Here is a 17,911-nt window from a genome sequence, read left to right as displayed (position 1 = left end):
ATTATTTTTTGGCAATAAATTTGTTATGATCATGCTATGGGCTCCTGACTTTTGACTTTTGACTTCATCCCTACATCATGACTCCTCGCGACCGCTTGAGCAGATACAAAAAGAATGGGCCGCCGAGCATGGCAGTCAAAATGCCAACCGGTAATTCCAAGGGTGCGGCGATTGTGCGGGCCGTTGTATCAGCCAGCACCAACAACATCGCCCCAACTAAACCGCTGGCAGGAATCAAACGGGCATGGTTGGCTCCAAACAGCAAGCGGGCAATGTGCGGCGCAATCAAACCAACAAAGCCAATAATGCCGCCATTGGCGACGGTTGCGGCAGTCGTGATGCTGGCGGCGGCAATCACGGCGCTACGAGTACGCCACAGCGATAAGCCCAAACTTTGGGCCACTTCATCGCCACAACTGAGGGCATCGATTCGCCGTGCTAGCAGCCAAAGCCACGCAATACCTAGTACCACAAACGGCAAGCTGCTGCACAAATTATCCCAGCTACGGCCTGATAAACCGCCTAGCAACCAGGCAAACACCTCATACAACGGTTGCTCGTTCATCAATAACAATAACGAAACGGTGGCCGAAAGCATGGTGCTGAGCGCTGCTCCCGCCAAGAGCAAGGCCGTGTGTGGTGCTTGTCCACCAACTTCGGCAATCGTATACACCACCCCAACCGCCAATAAAGCACCAATAAAGGCACACAGGGCAACCGCACTAAACCCCAGCCATTGCCACTGAATTCGCAGCACAATCGCTAAAGTTGCGCCCAAGGCCGCCCCACCCGATGCACCGATAGCAAATGGATCAGCCAAGGGATTTTGAAATAAGCCCTGAAATGCCGCTCCGGCACTTGCTAAACCAGCGCCAATCAAGGCCGCCAAGAGCATGCGAGCCAGCCGCAAATCCCAAACGATCGTGACAGCAGTGGCATTGGTGCTAGGATGCTGAGGCTGAATGATCGCTTGTAGCACTTCGCTGGGGCTAAATTGCACCGCGCCGATGCCAAGGCTTAGCACCATCGTTAAGAACAACAACCCAAGTAGCCCACCAAATGCCAGCAAATCGCGCCAATAGGGCTTGGATATTAATCGTGCCAAAACCAACCCTTCAAAACTGGAGCAAGCAGCGCCATTGCTGACGCTGCTTGGCAAACGCTGATTAAGCTTAATCAGGCTTATTTAAACAATTCGGGATATAAGGCTTGGCTGAGTGCTTCTAAGGCATCGGCCAAACGTGGGCCTGGCCGCGAAAGCATATCACCATTCAAAACGACGATCTTGCCATCCTTGACTGCCTTGATTGCGCCCCAGCCTGGGCGTTGGGCGATCAGATCAATCGTCAGTTTATCACCATGTGATTCAGGCCCGATGATCACCGCTGGTTGCCGATTGACGACCTCTTCGGCACTGATTTCGGGATACTCTTCGCTAACATCAGCAAAAATATTGGTCGCTCCAGCCAGTTCAAGCATTTGGCCGATAAAGGTTTGCGGGCCAGCAGTCATCAATGGCTCATCATAAACCTCATAGAAGACGCTTAATTTATCGGCAGCAGCCAGAGTGCTAGTTTTAGCGGTTACTGCGCCGATCCGAGCTTGCATATCAGCCACAACTTGGGCCGCTTCTGTTGGATGATTAGTCGCTTGACCAATCAAATTAATATTTTGATAGACGGCCTCGAAGGTTTCAGCTTTGATCGCAATGACTGGAATATTGGCTTGAGCTAAGGCATCGATCACAGTTTGTTGGCTCTCATCGCCCGAAAATACAACATCGGGCTTGAGCGCAACAATGGTTTCGAGGCTGATCGATTTGGCCGAGAAGCCGCCAATTTGATCGATACTTTTGGCAGTTTCGGGGTAATTACAATATTTGGTCACACCGACCAAGGCATCGCCCGCGCCAACCGCAAACAGAATTTCGGTGTTCGAGGGCGCTAACGAAACGATCCGGCTAGGTGCTGCTAGCAAGGTAACTTCACGCCCAAGGCTATCTTTAATTGTTAAGGGATAGCTGACGCTACTCGTTGCAGTTGGAGTCAATTCGGCAGTTGGGGCTACGCCAGCGCTAGCAGTTGTTGCGGTTGCGGGCACAGTTGTGGCAGGCGCTTGGGTAATGCCATTTTCGGCAGCGCCACACGCAATCAAACTGCTTAATAACAAAAAAACGCTCAAAAATCGGCTAAATCGAAGCTTGGTCATGTGAATTGAACCCCATTTTTATAAAGGATGAAGTATGAGGGATGAAGGATGAAATTGTTAAATCGGCTCTTCGTGTCCTTCGCGATCTTAACGGTTAAAACTTTACTCACTAATTCTTAGTTTCTGCTCCCCATTCCCTATGTTCTATGCTCTTTGTTCTATGTTCTTTGATACTCCCAACAACTAAACCAGCCACGACCAGAAAAATCACGCGGCGGGCTAACTGGCGGGCTTGTTGCATCAAAGCTGGGTCAGGCTGAACCAGACCATCACCTAGTTGATAATGGTCGATTTTGATCAACTGGGTATCTAAAGCCCCAGCCATAGCCGCCATTGGCCAACCAGCATTGGGCGAGGCTGTTTTGCCATGATCACGCCAAACTATCTGCCAAGTGCGTTGACGTTGGCCATGGGCAATCAGCCAAAGCAGGCCAGCAGTCAAACGTGCTGGAATCAAATTGAGTGCATCATCGCAACGGGCGGCAACTTTGCCAAGATATTCAAACCGTTGATTGCGATAGCCCCACATCGCATCGAAAGTATTGCTCATGCGATAGGCGGCCAAACCTGGCAAACCAGCCACCAAATACCAAAACAACGGGGCAATTACGCTATCCGAAAGATTTTCGGCCAGCGATTCAATTGCGGCGGCGGCAACGTCGCTTGGGCTTAGCTCTGCTGTATCGCGACTGACCAAATGCCAGCTTAACAAGCGCCGTGCTTCAATCAAATCGTTGGCGACGAGCGCTGTTTGCACTTCACCCACCGCCCGATCAAGCGCTCGATAGGCCAATAAGCTTTGGGCAACCAAGGCTTGAGCCAGTGGATATTTGGGGATACAGGCTACCAAGCCTGCACTCAAGCCCATGCCCGCGCCGAGCCAAACTGCGCCCCAAACCAAACGGACAGCCTCGTTATTGGGCGCGAACTGCTCGCCCCGCTTGATCCATTTGCCCATCCAAACCACCGGATGCAGCTGATTGGGCAATTCAGGCAAGAGCGCATCGCAGGCCAAGGCTAATAAACCACTCAGCGCTCGTTTAGCCATTGCTCGCTCGCTGGGCGAAAATAAACAGGCCATTACTGCCATCGCCATACGGTCGATTGTGATCTAAGCAATGCCAAGCGCTGATCAAACGCAAGCCTGCATTGCTGAGCAAGCGTTGTAATTCGGGCACGTAATAATGGCGGCGCGTCAATTCATAGCTGGTGCGTTGGCCCGAGTTAAGTACGGTCAAGCGATCGGTACAAGTCATGGCGCTGCGATCAGCAATCACCTCGTACAACTCCAAGCCTTGTTCAGTTTCGGCCCAGCGTTGACTGGCTTCAGGCAAGGCAAACGGCCAATCGTTGATGCCAAAAATGAGCCAGCCATTGGGTTGCAGCAAATTGGCTAAATGCTGCAAACTTTGGGCATCAGCAGCCTCGCTGGGGTAGCCACAACAACTGCGGTCATACAACGAGAAGATCGCATCGAACGGTTGCGCATCAATTTCAATAAAATCTTGTTGGTGGAATTGGCAAGCTTGGCCGCGTTGCAGGGCAAAGGCTTGGGCCGCTTGCAGCAATTCGGGCGCAATGTCGATGCTCAAAACGTGCGCAAACCCACGTTCGGCCAAGGCCACGCTATGCCGACCCCACCCGCAGCCAATTTCTAGAATGCTGGCGTTTGGGCCAATGCCAATCTGAGCCAGCACAAAATCGAGATCGAGCTGGGCGGCAGCATAATCGGCTTGTTGGCGTTCGACGCTCAATGTAGCAACTTGGCGCGGCGCAAAATAGCGATACCAATCGTTGTTGTTCATAGCTGGCCTCGCTGTTGTAAATTGCTCAAACCCAACGCTTGGGCGGCTTTGAGCAGATCGATATCGTGTTGTTCAGGGTCGTGCCATAAATCGCGATCAATCGCTTCGAGCAAGCGTTCGGCAATCGCTTGCCAAGCCCATGGGTTGCTATCAGCAAAAAATTGCTGCATCTCCTCATCACGCAAATAGTGCTCAGCAATCGAGTGATACATCCAATCATCGACAACTTGAGCCGTAGCATCGTAGCCAAACAGATAATCGACGGTGGCGGCTAACTCCAACGCACCCTTGTAGCCGTGGCGGCGCATGCTTTCGATCCATTTGGGATTAACCACCCGACTGCGAAACACCCGTCGCGCTTCTTCACGCAGATCACGGGTTTGCGGGCGCTGTGGGTTGCTCGAATCGCCAAAGTAGCGGCGTGGGTTGTGGCCAGTCAAGGCGCGAATCGTGGCGATCATGCCGCCGTGATATTGCATATAATCGTCGCTATCAAAAATATCGTGTTCGCGATTATCTTGATTTTTGGTAGCAACTTGGACTTCGCTCAAGGCTGTGCCAAACGCATCGGCGGCTTCAACCCCATAATCGTTGCTGGTGTAGGCATAACCACCCCAAGCAATGTAGGCCCGAGCAAAATCAGCGTCATCCTGCCAATTTTGGCTATCGATCAAGGGCAAAATGCCTGCGCCATAACTCCCTGGCTTGCAACCCCAAACCCGATAACGCGCTTGTTGCTGGGCAATCTCGGGAGCCAAACCAGTTTTAATTAGCTGCTCGGTTGCCACAAAGGCCTGTTGGCGAGCGAAATTTTGATCGAGCGGCTCATCAAGTGCAATCACGGTTTGGGCTGCTTGGTCAAGCAAACTGACCAAGTGTGGAAAAGCATCGCGGAAGAAGCCGCTAATTCGACAAACTACATTAATCCGTGGGCGACCAAGCTCGACCAACGGAATCACTTCAACGCCCGTGATCCGGCGATTTTCGGCTTGCCACACTGGCCGCACGCCCAATAAAGCCAGCACTTGGGCAATATCATCGCCGTAAGTGCGCATAGCACTAGTGCCCCAAATGCTGATACCAACGCTGCGCGGGTAGCTGCCTTCTTCACGTTGATAGCGCCGAATCAAATCATCGGCCAAATGCTGACCAACTTGCCAAGCCGCCGCGCTGGGCAATGAACGCGGATCAACCGCATAGAAGTTGCGGCCTGTCGGTAGTACATGGGCCATACCACGGGTTGGCGCTCCGCTTGGTCCCGCCGGAATATAGCCGCCATTCAAGCCATGCAGCAGGCTGGCAATCTCGGCCCGCGCACTTTCATGCAAATTGGGAATTAATTGGTTGCAGATAAATTCCAATGGCGCAACGACGGTTTCATCCCAAGCTGCGGCGCTGGGCAATAAACTAGCGTCTAAAACCGAAGGAATTGCAGCAATTTGCCAGTTTTGCCGCTCAAGGTTATGTAAAATTATTTTGCAATGCTGTTCGAGCCAAGCCGCCACATCGCCATTGCTGTAAAGGGTTTGGTCGGCCAATTGCAACGGCTGAGCTAAGCGCTCGCCCAAAGTGGCTTGCAAATTATTCCAATCCAAACCATACAGTTTGCCAACCACCAGCGGCAAACTTGGTACATCAAGATTGGGCAGCTTGGTCAGGTGAAACAACAATTCTGGCAATTGGTCGCCCTCTGCCAAGGTTCCCAAAATGTGCAAGCCATCGCGAATTTGCGCTCCGGTCAGTTCGCACAAATAGCCTTCAATATCTTCGAGTAAGTGGGCGACTTGGCGGCCTTCCATCTCGGCAAAGGCGGTGGGCGTGCCATCCTCAAGGAACGAGCCATCCCAATCGTGGGTGTGGTCGCCGTGGTTGGCCTTGAGAATAAATTGCAAATCATCGCTGAGATTGCTGGTTTGCAGCAAGTTCCAAATTTGGCGCTGCAACAGGGGCAATTTATTCGGGTCGAGTTGCTCAACTTGATAATATTCATTGACCAATTGCGCCAATTCGGCCAACTGACCATAGGCTCCAGCGCTGGTCATCGGCGGAGTCATATGGTCGATGATCACGGCATGGCTGCGGCGTTTAGCTTGATTGCCCTCACCTGGATCGTTGATAATAAATGGATAAATCACTGGCAAATCGCCGATCAAGGCATCGGGGAAGCACTCGCGGCTCAGGCCAACGCTCTTGCCAGGCAGCCATTCCAGCGTGCCGTGTTTGCCCATATGCACCAAGGCATCGGCCTGCCAACCATCGCGTAGCCAGCGATAAAGTGCATAATAACTGTGCGGCGGCGGCAAATCGGGCATATGGTAAATTGCGTTGGGGTCCATGCCATAACCACGTGGCGGCTGCAAAGCCACAAACACATTGCCAAACTCCAAGCCCGCCAAGGCCAATCCTTGTTCACTCAAATAGGCCGTGCCAGGCGCTTCACCCCATTGTTTGATCATGCTGGCTTGTAAATTGGCGGGCAATTCGCTAAACCATTGTTGATATTGCGCGACTGGCACATGCACCGCTTGGGCTAATTGTTGCTCAGTCAGCCAGGTTTGATCATACGAACAACGATCGATCAAATCGAGCAATAATTGATCGCTGCTAGCTGGTAAATTTCCAACCTGATAACCCTCGGCCTGCATGGCGTGGAGCAAGCTCAATAACGAAGCTGGCGCATCCAAGCCGACCGCATTGCCAACCCGTGAGGCTTTGGCGCTGCTGTTGGTAAACACAAAGGCGATGCGTTTTTCAGCGTTGGGTTTATGGCGCAAATTGACTAAGCGCCGCGTAATCCCGACCACTCGCTCAACCCGTTCGAGATCTGGCACATAGCGCACACCGCCAGAGTTGGGGTCTTGCTCTTTGAATGAGATTGGCACGGTAATAATCCGGCCATCAAATTCGGGAATCGCCACATTAATCGCTGTATCGAGCGAGCTTAATCCTCGGCCTGCGCGTTGCCATTGCTCTCGCGAGCGGCCACTGGCAATCGCTTGAATAATTGGCACATTCATTTGTTGCAGCAGATCGATTTCCCAGCCTGCGAGGGTTGGGCCTTCGGTATTGACGTTGCCCAAGGCAAACGACAAACTGCAAATCAAGGCATCAATTGGACCCTCAGCTTGCAAGCATTCCAAGGCGGCTGGTAGATTATGCGTGCCACCTTCCTTGAGCGAGTGGGTATACACCGCCCGTGCTTGCATACCCTGAGCCTCGATTGCCCAACAAATCGCATCAACAAAATCGGTGTTACCGCTGAGCATGTGCGCCCGATAAAACAGCACGCCCACAGTTGGTTTGGCAGGTTGCTGATTGGTTTGGCATTGCGAGCCAGCGCAACCTTCGCAGCGATTTGCTGCTGGCGTGTAGATACCATGGCGTGGTAATTCCTGTGGCGCATCATAGCCCCAACCAGTGAGTAATAAGTGATCGCTCAAACAGGCCAAGGCATTAACCACGTTTTCTAGGCCGCCCTGCATAAAATAAGTGCTGATCAGGTGCGCCAGCGGCACGCCAACATTCGAGAGCGCCATCAACTCAGGGTCAAGCGCCTCGAAGCCAGGCAAATACAACACAAAGCCATTGGTTTGTTGGCTCCATTGCTGCAAACGTTCGATACCATGTTCAAAGCCACGGCTGCCCGTAATCAAGCGCATCACCACAATTTCGGCTTGGGGCAACAAGCGATCAAGCAAGCCATCAAGTGCAGTTTGATCCTCGGCATCGCCCACGTTGGCGGTTTGTAGGTTGGCAAAATCGCTGGGCAATTGGCGACGCGCTTGCTCAATCAACAGAATATCCGTATCAGCTTGGGTCAAAAATACGATGCCATTGCCCAAACTAGGTTGGCTAATTGGCGCTGGCACTTGGCTAATTGCGGCGGTCGCCTGCCCATCCCATTTAAAGCCATTGAAGACATGGGCTTTGAGATTAGGTGGTGCAGGCAGCACCTGATCGGCTTGAATCATGGCTTCGATGTAGTCGTAGAGCGCGACCACCAACTCAGGCTGGTTGAGCGAATGAAACCAAATCGGCTGACCATCGAACATCAACATCGCCACATTCGCCAACGGGCATGGCCCCAAACAACCGCCCATATTCAAATGAACGATATTGCGCAATTTGCGGCTTTCCCATTCATGCTGGTGAATTTCCGGCCAAACCGGGGCAAAACCACGCTCGGTAATCCCGCAGCAGCAGCCATGAGCGCAGATAAACAACATTCCGCGCTTGAAACCAGCGTTGACCATGCGCCCATCGATGCGCTCGACCATATTGCGTTGCAAACGTTCAGTCATCAGAAGTCAATTCCGATCTGGGCACGAATGCCTTGAGTTGTAAAAGGATGTTTAATTTCGCGCATCTCGGTCACGAGGTCGGCGTGCTCGATCAGAGCAGCGGGAGCATCGCGGCCTGTGATAATCACATGCAATAATTCGGGCTTGTTGGTCGCCAACCAAGCCACAACCTCGTTGACATCGAGCCATCCAAAGGCCATCACATAGGTAAATTCATCGAGAATCACAATTTGATACTGATTCGAGCTAATCGCGGTTTTGGCCAGTTCCCAGCCATGCAGGGCTTTGGCTTTGGTCGCATCAAGATCTTTTGAGGTCCAAGTGAACCCATCACCAGTACCACCAAACTCAATCTCCATCTTGGCAGCTGCCCGCGATTCACCAAACTTGGCGTTTTCGTGTTTGAGAAATTGAATGACTTTAACCTTGAGATCACGGCCCCACGCCCGGGTCATCACGCCCAATGCTGCCGAGGTTTTGCCCTTACCATTGCCAGTATTGACGATCACAAGGCCTTTTTTGCCTTTGCGCAATTTGCGTACTTGTTCACGATAGCGCTGTTTTTCCTCGGTTGAATGCAGTTGCGTGCCAGCAACGACGATTGGCTCTAATTGCTCAACTGCCTGATCATGCTGCAATTCAATTGGATTAACCGCTTGATCGCCGCGCACTGCTGGAGCGTATTCCGGCTCTTGATCCACTGGATACAACCGATGAAAAATCGCGGCCTCAACTGGCTCGCCATTAATCAAATGCGCTTGCACAATTTGTTCAACCAAATCGTGATCAAGCTGGCTATACCAAATACCTTCGGGGTAAACCACCGCAATTGGGCCGCGCTGGCAGACCCCCAAACAACTAACGGTCGAGCATTTGACCCGTTCAGGATTGCGTAATTTGCGTCGCTCGCCGAGTTGTTCGAGGGCGTATTGGGCTAAGGCCGCGCCGTCAGCGTCGCCATTACATTGATCACCAGTACAAATAAATAAATGGCGGCCATAGGCACGCATCGTCAGTGGGGCATCGCTCATGCTGGCTCCGTTGGACGACACACCAGCATGCAAACAGCCAAGAAAAAACCTCTTCGGCTCATGCCAAAGAGGAAAAGAGGCACTAAACCCAGCAGGGTCTAGCAACTCCTTCCCTGATCCGCGAGGGAAATGTTGGAGTGTCGATGAGTTTGTGGCGGGTTATCGGGCTTGAAGCGTGGGCTTCCTACCGTTGCGGGACAGCGCCAGACTTGGACTGGCTTCCCCCATTGCGCGTGTGTGTCATCCGGGACAGCAACGCACCACAAACAAACTTGTAAATTGCATTCGCGATTATACGGGCAATCCTGAGTTAAAGTCAAAAGTCAAAAGCAAAGACATTTAACACAGAGGCGCAGAGAAAAGAAGGGATGAAGTAATGAAGGATGAGGGATGAACATGTTAACCGCGAAGAGCACGAAGGACGCAAAGGTGCATTTGCTGAATGTTTGAATTGCTTTCAAATCCAATAGTACTTCCAAACCCAACATTCGTGCCCTTCGTGTCCTTCGTGGTTAAAAATTAACTGCTCCCACGTTTCAATCAACCAAAAAGCGTTCGATCACTTGATTGCCGACCATGCGTCCACGCGGCGTAAAGCGAATCGCATTTGGGGTTTGCTCAAGCATGCCTTGTGCAATTAATTGATCGATCACTGGCTGATAGCGTTCGAGCAAATCGTGGTCAGTGCGCTGTTGAAAATGGGTAAACCCTAAACCACAATTCAGCCGCAATCCCATCATAATCGTTTCAAAATCGCGATCATGTGGTTCGCACTGCTGAATATCAATTAATGGTGCTTGGCCACCTTCAACCTGCTGGGCGAACGGCTCCAGCACCCGTTGATCAACCCAGCGCCAGCCACGCCAATGGCTATGAGCACCTGCTCCAACTCCCAAATAATCGGCGTTGAGCCAATAGGCAACGTTGTGACGTGAGGCGTAGGCTGGCAAGCTTTCACTTGGATTAAAGTTTGAGCTTTGGGTTTTAGCCCAATTAGAAATCTCATAATGGCCATAACCAGCTGTGCCTAAAATATCCATTGCAACTTCATACATCTCGCCAGTTGCATCATCGTTGGGGATGCTTACCCGGCCAGCGGTTACTTGGGCTGCTAGTGGGGTAGTTGGCTCAACAATCAACGAATACAAGGCAAAATGTTCAGTATCCCAGCCCACAATTTGCTTCAGCATCGCTCGCCATTGAGCAATATCTTGGCCTGGCAAGCCAAACATAAAATCAAGATTAATATTTTCAAAGCCAACTTTTCGCGCAGCCTGATACGAAGCAAGTGCTTCGCTGGCAGTATGAATCCGGCCCAACACGCGCAAGGTTGGATCATGCAGGGTTTGCACGCCCATACTCAGGCGATTAATGCCCATCGAACGCATGGCTCGCAAGTAATTCAGGTCAAGCACCGTGCCTGGGTTGGCTTCGCTGGTAACTTCGGCCTGCTCTAGCGGAATAATCCGCCCAATTGTTTGCATGAGTTTTTCAAGCAAAGGCAGGGGGAGTGCGGTTGGTGTGCCACCGCCCAAAAACACCGTTGCTGGCAAATCGGCTTGCTGCAACGGCCCCGTGAGATCATGCAGCTCATATTTAGCCCATGGAATTGCGTGGGTTGCTATTTTTGGCCACGTTGGGTCAACGCTGGTTTCGCCGCTCACCATACGTTCAAGATGCAAACACAGCGCATCAATATAGCGCTGCATAAAATCTTCACGATTGGCAAAGGTATTGAAATCGCAGTAGGCGCAACGAGTTTGGCAAAACGGAATATGAATATAGAGATGTTTTAAATCGTGTGTTGTCATTGCACTATTGTAGTGCGATTTGAGGCTTTGCGCCATGAAGAAACTGAGCATGCGAGAATTTAATCCACGAAGGACATGAAGGGAACAAAGGCTGTTTTAGCCACAAATTGCCCGAACTATCCATTTCACCCTTCATAATGCATCCTGCATCGTTATTTCCGATCCCTAGTCCCCAACGACCAGTCCCCAAGCCCTATGTTCTTTGCTCTATGTTCTCACGCAAATCAGCCAGTACGTAAACCACGCCCACCCAAGGGTCCCCAAGCCCTATGTTCTTTGCTCTATGTTCTCACTCCTAAGAACTTTGACATAACCCAAGCATCAAGGCTACAATTGGGGCAGACCTCGCACTTGTCCCGCCGCTTGTGAGTAATAATTAGGAGGCATCTCAATGACTGAGCATGCTGCACCAACTACTGTTGGGCAATTTTCGGCAAGCAACGACGCTGAATCAGTATTCTACTACCCACCTGCTGCCTTAGTTGAGAATTCGAACGTGCTGGCCTACGCTCGTGAAAAAGGCTTCGCCGATGTCGAAGCAATGCGTCAATGGTCGATCGAGCATTATCAGGATTTTTGGGCCGACATGGCGACCCGAATGGTCGATTGGTATGTGCCATTTAGCAAAGTACTCGACGATAGCAAAGCACCGTTTTACCAATGGTTTAACGATGGCAAGATCAACATTGTGCACAATGCACTTGATCGCCATGTCAAAACCTGGCGTAAGAACAAGTTGGCCCTGATTTGGGAAAGTGAAAAAGGCGATAACAAGACCTATAGCTATTGGCAATTGTTCAAACGGGTCAATAAATTTGCCAATGTGCTCAAATCGATGGGGGTCAAAAAGGGCGATACCGTGACGATCTATTTGCCACGGGTTCCCGAAATTGTGATTGCCATGTTGGCTTGTGCCAAAATTGGCGCGATGCATAGCGTAGTTTATGGTGGTTTTAGCGTCGAAGCATTGCACACCCGCATTCAAGATGCTCAGTCGCGAGTAGTGATTACTTCCGATGGCGGCTATATGAATGGCAAAGTCGTTGAGCTGAAGAAGATCACCGACGATGCAATTAAGCACTCGCCTGTAGTTGAAATTGTGATTGTGGTCAAGCGCACGGGCCACGAAGTCGAAATGCAACAAGGCCGCGACTTGTGGTATGAAGAATTGATGGCGCTGCCGATCGCTTCGACCAAGTGCGAAACCGAGCAACTCGATGCTGAACATCCTTTATATATGCTCTATACCTCGGGCACGACTGGCGCTCCCAAAGGCTTAGTACATACCCATGGCGGCTATCAGGTTGGGGTTGCGACGACCCTGCACTTTAATCTCGATATTAAAGAAGAAGATGTGTATTGGTGTGCCGCCGATCCCGGCTGGGTCACTGGCCACTCCTACATTGTCTATGGCCCCTTGATGTTGGGCGCAACCCAAGTGATGTATGAAGGCGCACCAACCTTCCCCTTCCCCAACCGCTGGTGGAATATTGTTGAGCGCTATGGCGTAACCGTGCTCTACACTGCACCGACGGCAATTCGGGGCTTGATGCGTTTTGGCGAAGCCTGGCCCAATCGCCATGATCTCGGCTCATTACGTTTGCTTGGCTCGGTCGGCGAACCAATTAACCCCGAGGCATGGCGCTGGTATCATCGGGTGATTGGCCGCAACAATTGCCCAATTATGGATACTTGGTGGCAAACTGAAACAGGCAGCATGATGATCACGCCTAATCCAACTACGCCACTCAAGCCAGGCTCGGGCACTCGCGCCTCGTTTGGCATCGATGCCGATGTGGTCAACGATCAGGGCGAGCATGCCAGCGATGATGAAGATGGCTTATTGATTATCCGCAATCCATGGCCATCGATGTTGCGCACTATCTACAACAACCCCGACCGCTATATTGAGCAATATTGGAGCCGAATTCCAGGCGTGTACACCGCAGGCGATTCCGCTCGCAAAGACGAAGACGGCTATTTCTGGGTGATTGGTCGGATCGATGATGTAATCAAGGTTTCAGGCTATCGGCTGGGCACGGCTGAAGTCGAATCAGCTCTGGTTTCGCATCCATCAGTTGCCGAAGCCGCTGCAATTGGCTTGCCCCACGAAGTCAAGGGCAATGCGATTCATACCTTTGTGATTTTGAAAAATGGCTACGAAGCCAATCAAGATCTTGAGGATGCGCTGATTGCCCACGTTGGCAAGGTGATGGGGCCAATTGCTCGCCCTGAAGCAGTTCAATTTGTGCCAAGTTTGCCCAAAACCCGCTCGGGCAAAATTATGCGCCGCGTACTCAAAGCCCGTGCCCTAGGCTTGCCCGAAGGCGATTTGAGCACCTTGGAGCAATAAAATAACCGTGCTGCGATCTTGTCCATCACAGCACGGTATATGTTTTTACACTTAGAACGATCGGTTTCGATGCTTCAATTGATGCCTTCCGTCCCATGGATTGAACTTTAGGGGGTGCAGGGGGATGAAAACCCCCTGCGTTTCCCGCCAGCGGCGGGACGGAAGGGTGGCGAACCCTACCAATCCAGCATTGGATGCTTGTTATTTGACCATATCAACCCGTGATTGAACCCAAAAATTCTTGCTGGCGAAGCCGCTAGCGACCAAGCTATAGCCCCAACCTGATTCGAAGCGCAAGGCTGGCGTGGTAAACAACACGGTCGAGCTACCAGCTGGGCTAATATCAAAGCTATACGTGCCTGCTGGAACTTCTAAAGTTGCTGCGTCGCCAAATTTAGCTCCTTTGACCACAACATTTTGCGTGCCAGCAATTTTGATATCGACTGCTGGTGCATCAGGTGAGCCGTGAATAACCCGCACGCGGCTCATCCCAGCACCAGTCATCGAATAATTATCTTCATACAATTTGACATCAAAATTACCTAAACCCAAGCTACCAACCGCAGCAACCGTGCCAGTATAACCGCCTTCAAGCGTTAATTTGGTTTCGAAGACTGACGCTGCGACACCTGCACCGGCTGGAGCAATATCAATTGTGTATGTGCCATCTGGTAAGGCTAATTGTCCGCTCAGTGCAAAGAATGGCACACTGGTTAATACGGCTTTGCCATCGACAAAAATATCGACTGCTGGGGCATCGGGCGAGGCGTGCATAACCCGAACATAATTCATCGTTGCTGCTTTGCTCGCCTGCGGTGTGCTCAACCCGACAACTGCCAACAAAGCCAATGTAAGCAACATCAAACGTCGTACCATTTTAGAATCCTCCAAAAAAACAACAATCTTCAGCGAAACTAGTTAACCCTGACCTATCTCAACTCGTTATAGCGCTATTGTCTCGTTTTACGCGAGCAAGCTTTTGATGGATGTACAAAAGATCGACAATTCATGAACAAATATCTAAACTCATCAATGATTAATCAAAATCCGATCTAGTTCAAGTAGATAATCCACATTTGTGAACAGCAAATGAGGTATGCTAAGCTCAAGTATCTAGCGTTAGAAAGGGAATCCAATGAGTTATCCACCGCCAACCGTGATCATCAACAATGGCAATACTGGGCCTGGCTGCTTGATTCGCGGCTTGTGGTTTATTTTTGTGGGCTTGTGGTTGGGAGCAGTGGTCACAGGTTTGGCATGGTTTCTAATCGTTAGCATTATCGGCTTGCCACTAGGCCTGATGTTGCTCAACCGACTGCCGCAAATGATGACTTTGCGCCCAAATCCGGCCAATGCCCAAATGGTAGTGCTCTCGAATGGCCAGGTGGTCGTTGGCTACGGTCGCCCTCAACAAGCATTTATCATTCGGGCGATCTACTTCATCCTTATTGGTTGGTGGCTCAGCGGCATTTGGCTAGCAACGGCTTGGGCAATCGCTGGGTTTAGTTTTGGCTTGGGCCTGCCGATATCGTTTTGGATGTTCAACCGTGTGCCAGCGATTACAACCTTAGGCTAAGCGCGACCACTGCTGGTTCTAAGGCTTGCCCGCGTTACGTCCAACTGTGGCACGGGCAAGTTATGCTGAATGCAAAAATTTTGTAAGGCAGCCAACGCTGCATCCAAAGCAGCTCCTGGGCTGGCTCCATAGCCGACCACTCCAGCAATTTGTGGACAAATTGCTCGATACTGCCCAGCCTCAACGCGCACAACAAGCTCATACTGCATCGAAAAACTCCTTAAAGAATGCTTGAACAAATTTGCGGATTTTGCTATGTTCAAGCGACTTGGGTTATGCTACACTGCCTTCGTCCATTTGTCATGGCATTGCCGGCTGCCATGACAACGCCGTTTTTTTGGCACTCATCCCACCTTTATCGCGTCGCGACACCAAGAGTTGCCTCATGTTGGTTATCTACCAACTGACCTCTGTTCGTCAACCGCCGCCCTTGAGTGTGTGTACTTTGGGGCAATAGCAAAGGATGCAGTCGATGGAGACACTGATGGATTCGTCGCTTTCAGCGATGCCTGTGCAAGCCCGCCAAGCTCGTTTGATCGAACACTATCAGACAGTGCGCCAATTCTCGGAGTATCTTTGTGAGCCGCTTGTAACCGAAGATTATGTGATTCAGTCGATGCCCGATGTTAGCCCAACTAAGTGGCATCTTGCGCATACGAGTTGGTTTTTTGAAACGTTTGTACTAACCCAAGCTGTGCCCAACTATCAAACATTGCACCCCCAATATGCTTACCTTTTTAATTCGTATTATGTAACGCTTGGCAAACGCCATTGTCGCCCCAAACGCGGCTTGATTTCGCGTCCCACGGTCGAGGAAACCTACCGCTACCGTGCCTATGTTGATCAGCAAATGTTGGCCTTATTGCAGGCGATGGATGCCGAAACCTTTGCCCGTTGGGAGCCAATTCTCGATTTGGGGATTCACCATGAGCAGCAGCATCAAGAATTAATGCTGACTGACCTCAAGCATGTTTTTTCTGAAAATCCTTTACGTCCAGCTTACCGTGAATTTGCCCCAAGCAACCAACAGCCTGCCGCACCATTACGTTGGCTCAGCTATCCCGAAGGCATTGTTTGGCTTGGCTACGAGGGCCAAAGCTTTGCCTTCGATAATGAATCGCCACGTCATCGCCAATTTGTGCATAGTTTTCAATTGGCCTCACGGCTTGTCACCAATGGCGAATATTTGGCCTTTATCGAAGATGCTGGCTATACCCGCCAAGATTTGTGGCTCTCCTCAGGCTGGTACACCCGCGAAGATACCGGCTGGACTGCGCCGATGTATTGGGAGCAACTCGATGGCGTGTGGCATCAGATGACGCTTGGCGGTTTGCGTCCGCTTGATCTAGCCGAACCAGTTTGTCACCTCAGCTATTACGAGGCTGATGCTTTTGCGCGTTGGGCGGGCAAGCGCTTGCCAACCGAGGCCGAGTGGGAACTGGCGGCCCAAACCGTAGCGCTCGATGGCTCATACGCTGACGCAGGCCGCTATCATCCAGCAGCACTCAATGTTGATAGCAGCAATTTGCCCCAACAAATGTTTGGCGAAGTTTGGCAATGGACCCAAAGTGCCTACTCACCATATCCTGGGTTTCAGCCAGCAGCAGGCGCACTAGGCGAATACAATGGCAAATTTATGTCGGGGCAATATGTGTTGCGCGGCGCTTCGTGTGCCACCTCGCGCTCCCATGCGCGACTGACCTACCGCAATTTCTTTCCGCCCGATGCTCGTTGGCAATTTAGCGGCTTGCGCTTGGCAGCGGATGGTGAAGCATGAGCGAAACCCAACAATTAGCCAAGGTACGTTTGCTTGATGCCGCCCCTACTCTAGCCTGCTTTCGTAGCGAAGTGCTTGATGGTTTGCGTCAACCAATCAAAACCTTGCCCTGTAAATTTTTCTACGATGCTGAAGGCTCGCAGCTTTTCGAGGCCATTTGTGAACTAGCCGAATACTACCCAACCCGCACCGAACTAGCAATTTTGCAGCAGGCCATGCCCGCAATTCGCCACTGGATTGGACCTGATGTCCGTTTGGTTGAATATGGCAGCGGAGCCAGCCTCAAAACCCGTTTGCTGCTTGATCAACTTGAAACACCAGCGGCCTATCTACCGATTGATATTTCGCGCGAACATTTGATCGCCGCTAGTCAAGATTTAGCCGAGCATTACCCGTCAATCGAAATTTTGCCAATATGTGCCGATTACACCCAGCCGTTGAGCTTGCCACAGGCTCAACGCCCAGTTGGTCGCACAGTGGTGTTTTATCCAGGCTCGACAATTGGCAATTTTCACCCTGACGAAGCGTTGAGCTTTTTAAAAATGATGCGTGAGCTGTGCTTGCCTGAGGGTGGCGTGCTCCTCGGCGTTGATCTCAAAAAAGATCCCAGTCTGTTGCATGCGGCCTACAACGACGCTGCTGGAGTGACTGCGGCATTTAATCTCAATCTACTGGCGCGAATTAATCGTGAGCTTGATGCCAATTTCGAGCTAGCCAACTTTCGCCATTATGCCTGCTACAACCCAATTCAAGGCCGAATTGAAATGCACTTGGTCAGCTTGCACGATCAAACGGTGTGGATTGGCGATCAGCAAATTGACTTTCGCTGTGGTGAGCCAATTTGGACTGAATGTTCTTACAAATATCATCTGCAAGAATTTGCCGCATTGGCCGCCCAAGCCCAACTTGAGGTAGCCGAAGTTTGGACAGACCCCCAAAACCTGTTCAGCGTGCACTATTTACGCCCGATTGCTTGAACTAAAACCGCCGAGTTGCCAACAATATGCAGCTCGGCGGCGTATTTAATCCCAAATTATTGTACGAGAGAG

At 51.1% G+C, this 17,911-nt stretch carries 13 protein-coding genes and 1 riboswitch; of the genes, 4 read left to right on the top strand and 9 right to left on the bottom strand.

Features of this window, described 5'->3' with window-relative positions:
- Nucleotides 1–70: 70 nt before the first annotated feature.
- The 7 genes from ABEB26_RS08695 to hemW form a co-directional block, all read right to left on the bottom strand.
- Nucleotides 71–1,105, bottom strand: coding sequence for a FecCD family ABC transporter permease (locus ABEB26_RS08695; RefSeq protein ID WP_345721579.1), 1,035 nt, complete (start codon nt 1,103–1,105; stop codon nt 71–73).
- A gap of 77 nt (nt 1,106–1,182) precedes the next feature.
- Nucleotides 1,183–2,208, bottom strand: coding sequence for an ABC transporter substrate-binding protein (locus tag ABEB26_RS08690; protein WP_345721578.1), 1,026 nt, complete (start codon nt 2,206–2,208; stop codon nt 1,183–1,185).
- Between the two features lie 109 nt (nt 2,209–2,317).
- The gene (cbiB, locus tag ABEB26_RS08685; protein WP_345721577.1) at nt 2,318–3,256 is read right to left on the bottom strand and encodes an adenosylcobinamide-phosphate synthase CbiB; all 939 of its coding nucleotides are present in this window, start codon (nt 3,254–3,256) and stop codon (nt 2,318–2,320) included.
- On the bottom strand, nt 3,249–4,013 hold the full coding sequence (locus ABEB26_RS08680) for an SAM-dependent methyltransferase (RefSeq protein ID WP_345721576.1): 765 nt from the start codon (nt 4,011–4,013) through the stop codon (nt 3,249–3,251). The genes cbiB and ABEB26_RS08680 overlap by 8 nt, the downstream gene beginning before the upstream one ends.
- Complete coding sequence (locus ABEB26_RS08675) at nt 4,010–8,314, bottom strand: cobaltochelatase subunit CobN (RefSeq protein ID WP_345721575.1); 4,305 nt, start codon at nt 8,312–8,314, stop codon at nt 4,010–4,012. The genes ABEB26_RS08680 and ABEB26_RS08675 overlap by 4 nt, the downstream gene beginning before the upstream one ends.
- The gene (gene cobO / locus ABEB26_RS08670) at nt 8,314–9,345 is read right to left on the bottom strand and encodes a cob(I)yrinic acid a,c-diamide adenosyltransferase (RefSeq protein WP_345721574.1); all 1,032 of its coding nucleotides are present in this window, start codon (nt 9,343–9,345) and stop codon (nt 8,314–8,316) included. Before cobO ends, ABEB26_RS08675 begins: the two co-directional genes overlap by 1 nt.
- 136 nt (nt 9,346–9,481) lie before the next feature.
- Nucleotides 9,482–9,625: riboswitch (cobalamin riboswitch) on the bottom strand.
- Between the two features lie 256 nt (nt 9,626–9,881).
- A complete protein-coding gene (gene hemW / locus ABEB26_RS08665; protein ID WP_345721573.1) occupies nt 9,882–11,207 on the bottom strand; it encodes a radical SAM family heme chaperone HemW in 1,326 nt (441 codons plus the stop codon).
- Nucleotides 11,208–11,547: 340 nt separating this feature from the next.
- On the opposite strand from hemW, the gene acs reads away from it, so the two are divergent.
- The gene (gene acs / locus ABEB26_RS08660; RefSeq protein ID WP_345721572.1) at nt 11,548–13,509 is read left to right on the top strand and encodes an acetate--CoA ligase; all 1,962 of its coding nucleotides are present in this window, start codon (nt 11,548–11,550) and stop codon (nt 13,507–13,509) included.
- A gap of 201 nt (nt 13,510–13,710) precedes the next feature.
- On the opposite strand, the gene ABEB26_RS08655 is transcribed toward acs, so the two are convergent.
- Entirely contained in the window at nt 13,711–14,385 is a 675-nt protein-coding gene (locus ABEB26_RS08655; protein ID WP_345721571.1) for a DUF4397 domain-containing protein, read from the bottom strand.
- A 259-nt stretch (nt 14,386–14,644) separates the two neighbouring features.
- Between ABEB26_RS08655 and ABEB26_RS08650 the strand changes: the two genes are divergently transcribed.
- Complete coding sequence (locus ABEB26_RS08650; protein ID WP_345721570.1) at nt 14,645–15,085, top strand: YccF domain-containing protein; 441 nt, start codon at nt 14,645–14,647, stop codon at nt 15,083–15,085.
- Here ABEB26_RS08650 and ABEB26_RS08645 read toward each other — a convergent pair.
- Nucleotides 15,082–15,294 carry a hypothetical protein gene (locus tag ABEB26_RS08645; protein WP_345721569.1) on the bottom strand — a complete coding sequence of 71 codons (213 nt, stop codon included), beginning with the start codon at nt 15,292–15,294 and terminating at the stop codon, nt 15,082–15,084. The two genes, ABEB26_RS08650 and ABEB26_RS08645, sit on opposite strands and share 4 nt — an antisense overlap.
- Nucleotides 15,295–15,557: 263 nt before the next feature.
- Between ABEB26_RS08645 and egtB the strand changes: the two genes are divergently transcribed.
- Together egtB and egtD are read left to right on the top strand one after the other, a co-directional pair.
- Complete coding sequence (egtB, locus tag ABEB26_RS08640) at nt 15,558–16,862, top strand: ergothioneine biosynthesis protein EgtB (RefSeq protein ID WP_345721568.1); 1,305 nt, start codon at nt 15,558–15,560, stop codon at nt 16,860–16,862.
- Entirely contained in the window at nt 16,859–17,839 is a 981-nt protein-coding gene (gene egtD / locus ABEB26_RS08635) for an L-histidine N(alpha)-methyltransferase (protein ID WP_345721567.1), read from the top strand. The genes egtB and egtD overlap by 4 nt, the downstream gene beginning before the upstream one ends.
- The last annotated feature ends 72 nt before the right edge of the window (nt 17,840–17,911 follow it).

Origin of the sequence: Herpetosiphon gulosus (assembly GCF_039545135.1) — a bacterium.
GTDB lineage: Bacteria > Chloroflexota > Chloroflexia > Chloroflexales > Herpetosiphonaceae > Herpetosiphon > Herpetosiphon gulosus.
This window is presented reverse-complemented; position numbering and strand designations above follow the sequence as displayed.

Excerpts from the sequence above, each read along its gene's own strand:
- ABEB26_RS08690 (WP_345721578.1), bottom strand. The coding sequence starts at position 2,208 with ATGACCAAGCTTCGATTTAGCCGATTTTTGAGCGTTTTTTTGTTATTA.
- cbiB (WP_345721577.1), bottom strand. The coding sequence starts at position 3,256 with ATGGCTAAACGAGCGCTGAGTGGTTTATTAGCCTTGGCCTGCGATGCG.
- ABEB26_RS08680 (WP_345721576.1), bottom strand. The coding sequence starts at position 4,013 with ATGAACAACAACGATTGGTATCGCTATTTTGCGCCGCGCCAAGTTGCT.
- ABEB26_RS08675 (WP_345721575.1), bottom strand. The coding sequence starts at position 8,314 with ATGACTGAACGTTTGCAACGCAATATGGTCGAGCGCATCGATGGGCGC.
- cobO (WP_345721574.1), bottom strand. The coding sequence starts at position 9,345 with ATGAGCGATGCCCCACTGACGATGCGTGCCTATGGCCGCCATTTATTT.
- hemW (WP_345721573.1), bottom strand. The coding sequence starts at position 11,207 with ATGCTCAGTTTCTTCATGGCGCAAAGCCTCAAATCGCACTACAATAGT.
- acs (WP_345721572.1), top strand. The coding sequence starts at position 11,548 with ATGACTGAGCATGCTGCACCAACTACTGTTGGGCAATTTTCGGCAAGC.
- ABEB26_RS08655 (WP_345721571.1), bottom strand. The coding sequence starts at position 14,385 with ATGGTACGACGTTTGATGTTGCTTACATTGGCTTTGTTGGCAGTTGTC.
- ABEB26_RS08650 (WP_345721570.1), top strand. The coding sequence starts at position 14,645 with ATGAGTTATCCACCGCCAACCGTGATCATCAACAATGGCAATACTGGG.
- ABEB26_RS08645 (WP_345721569.1), bottom strand. The coding sequence starts at position 15,294 with ATGCAGTATGAGCTTGTTGTGCGCGTTGAGGCTGGGCAGTATCGAGCA.
- egtB (WP_345721568.1), top strand. The coding sequence starts at position 15,558 with ATGGAGACACTGATGGATTCGTCGCTTTCAGCGATGCCTGTGCAAGCC.
- egtD (WP_345721567.1), top strand. The coding sequence starts at position 16,859 with ATGAGCGAAACCCAACAATTAGCCAAGGTACGTTTGCTTGATGCCGCC.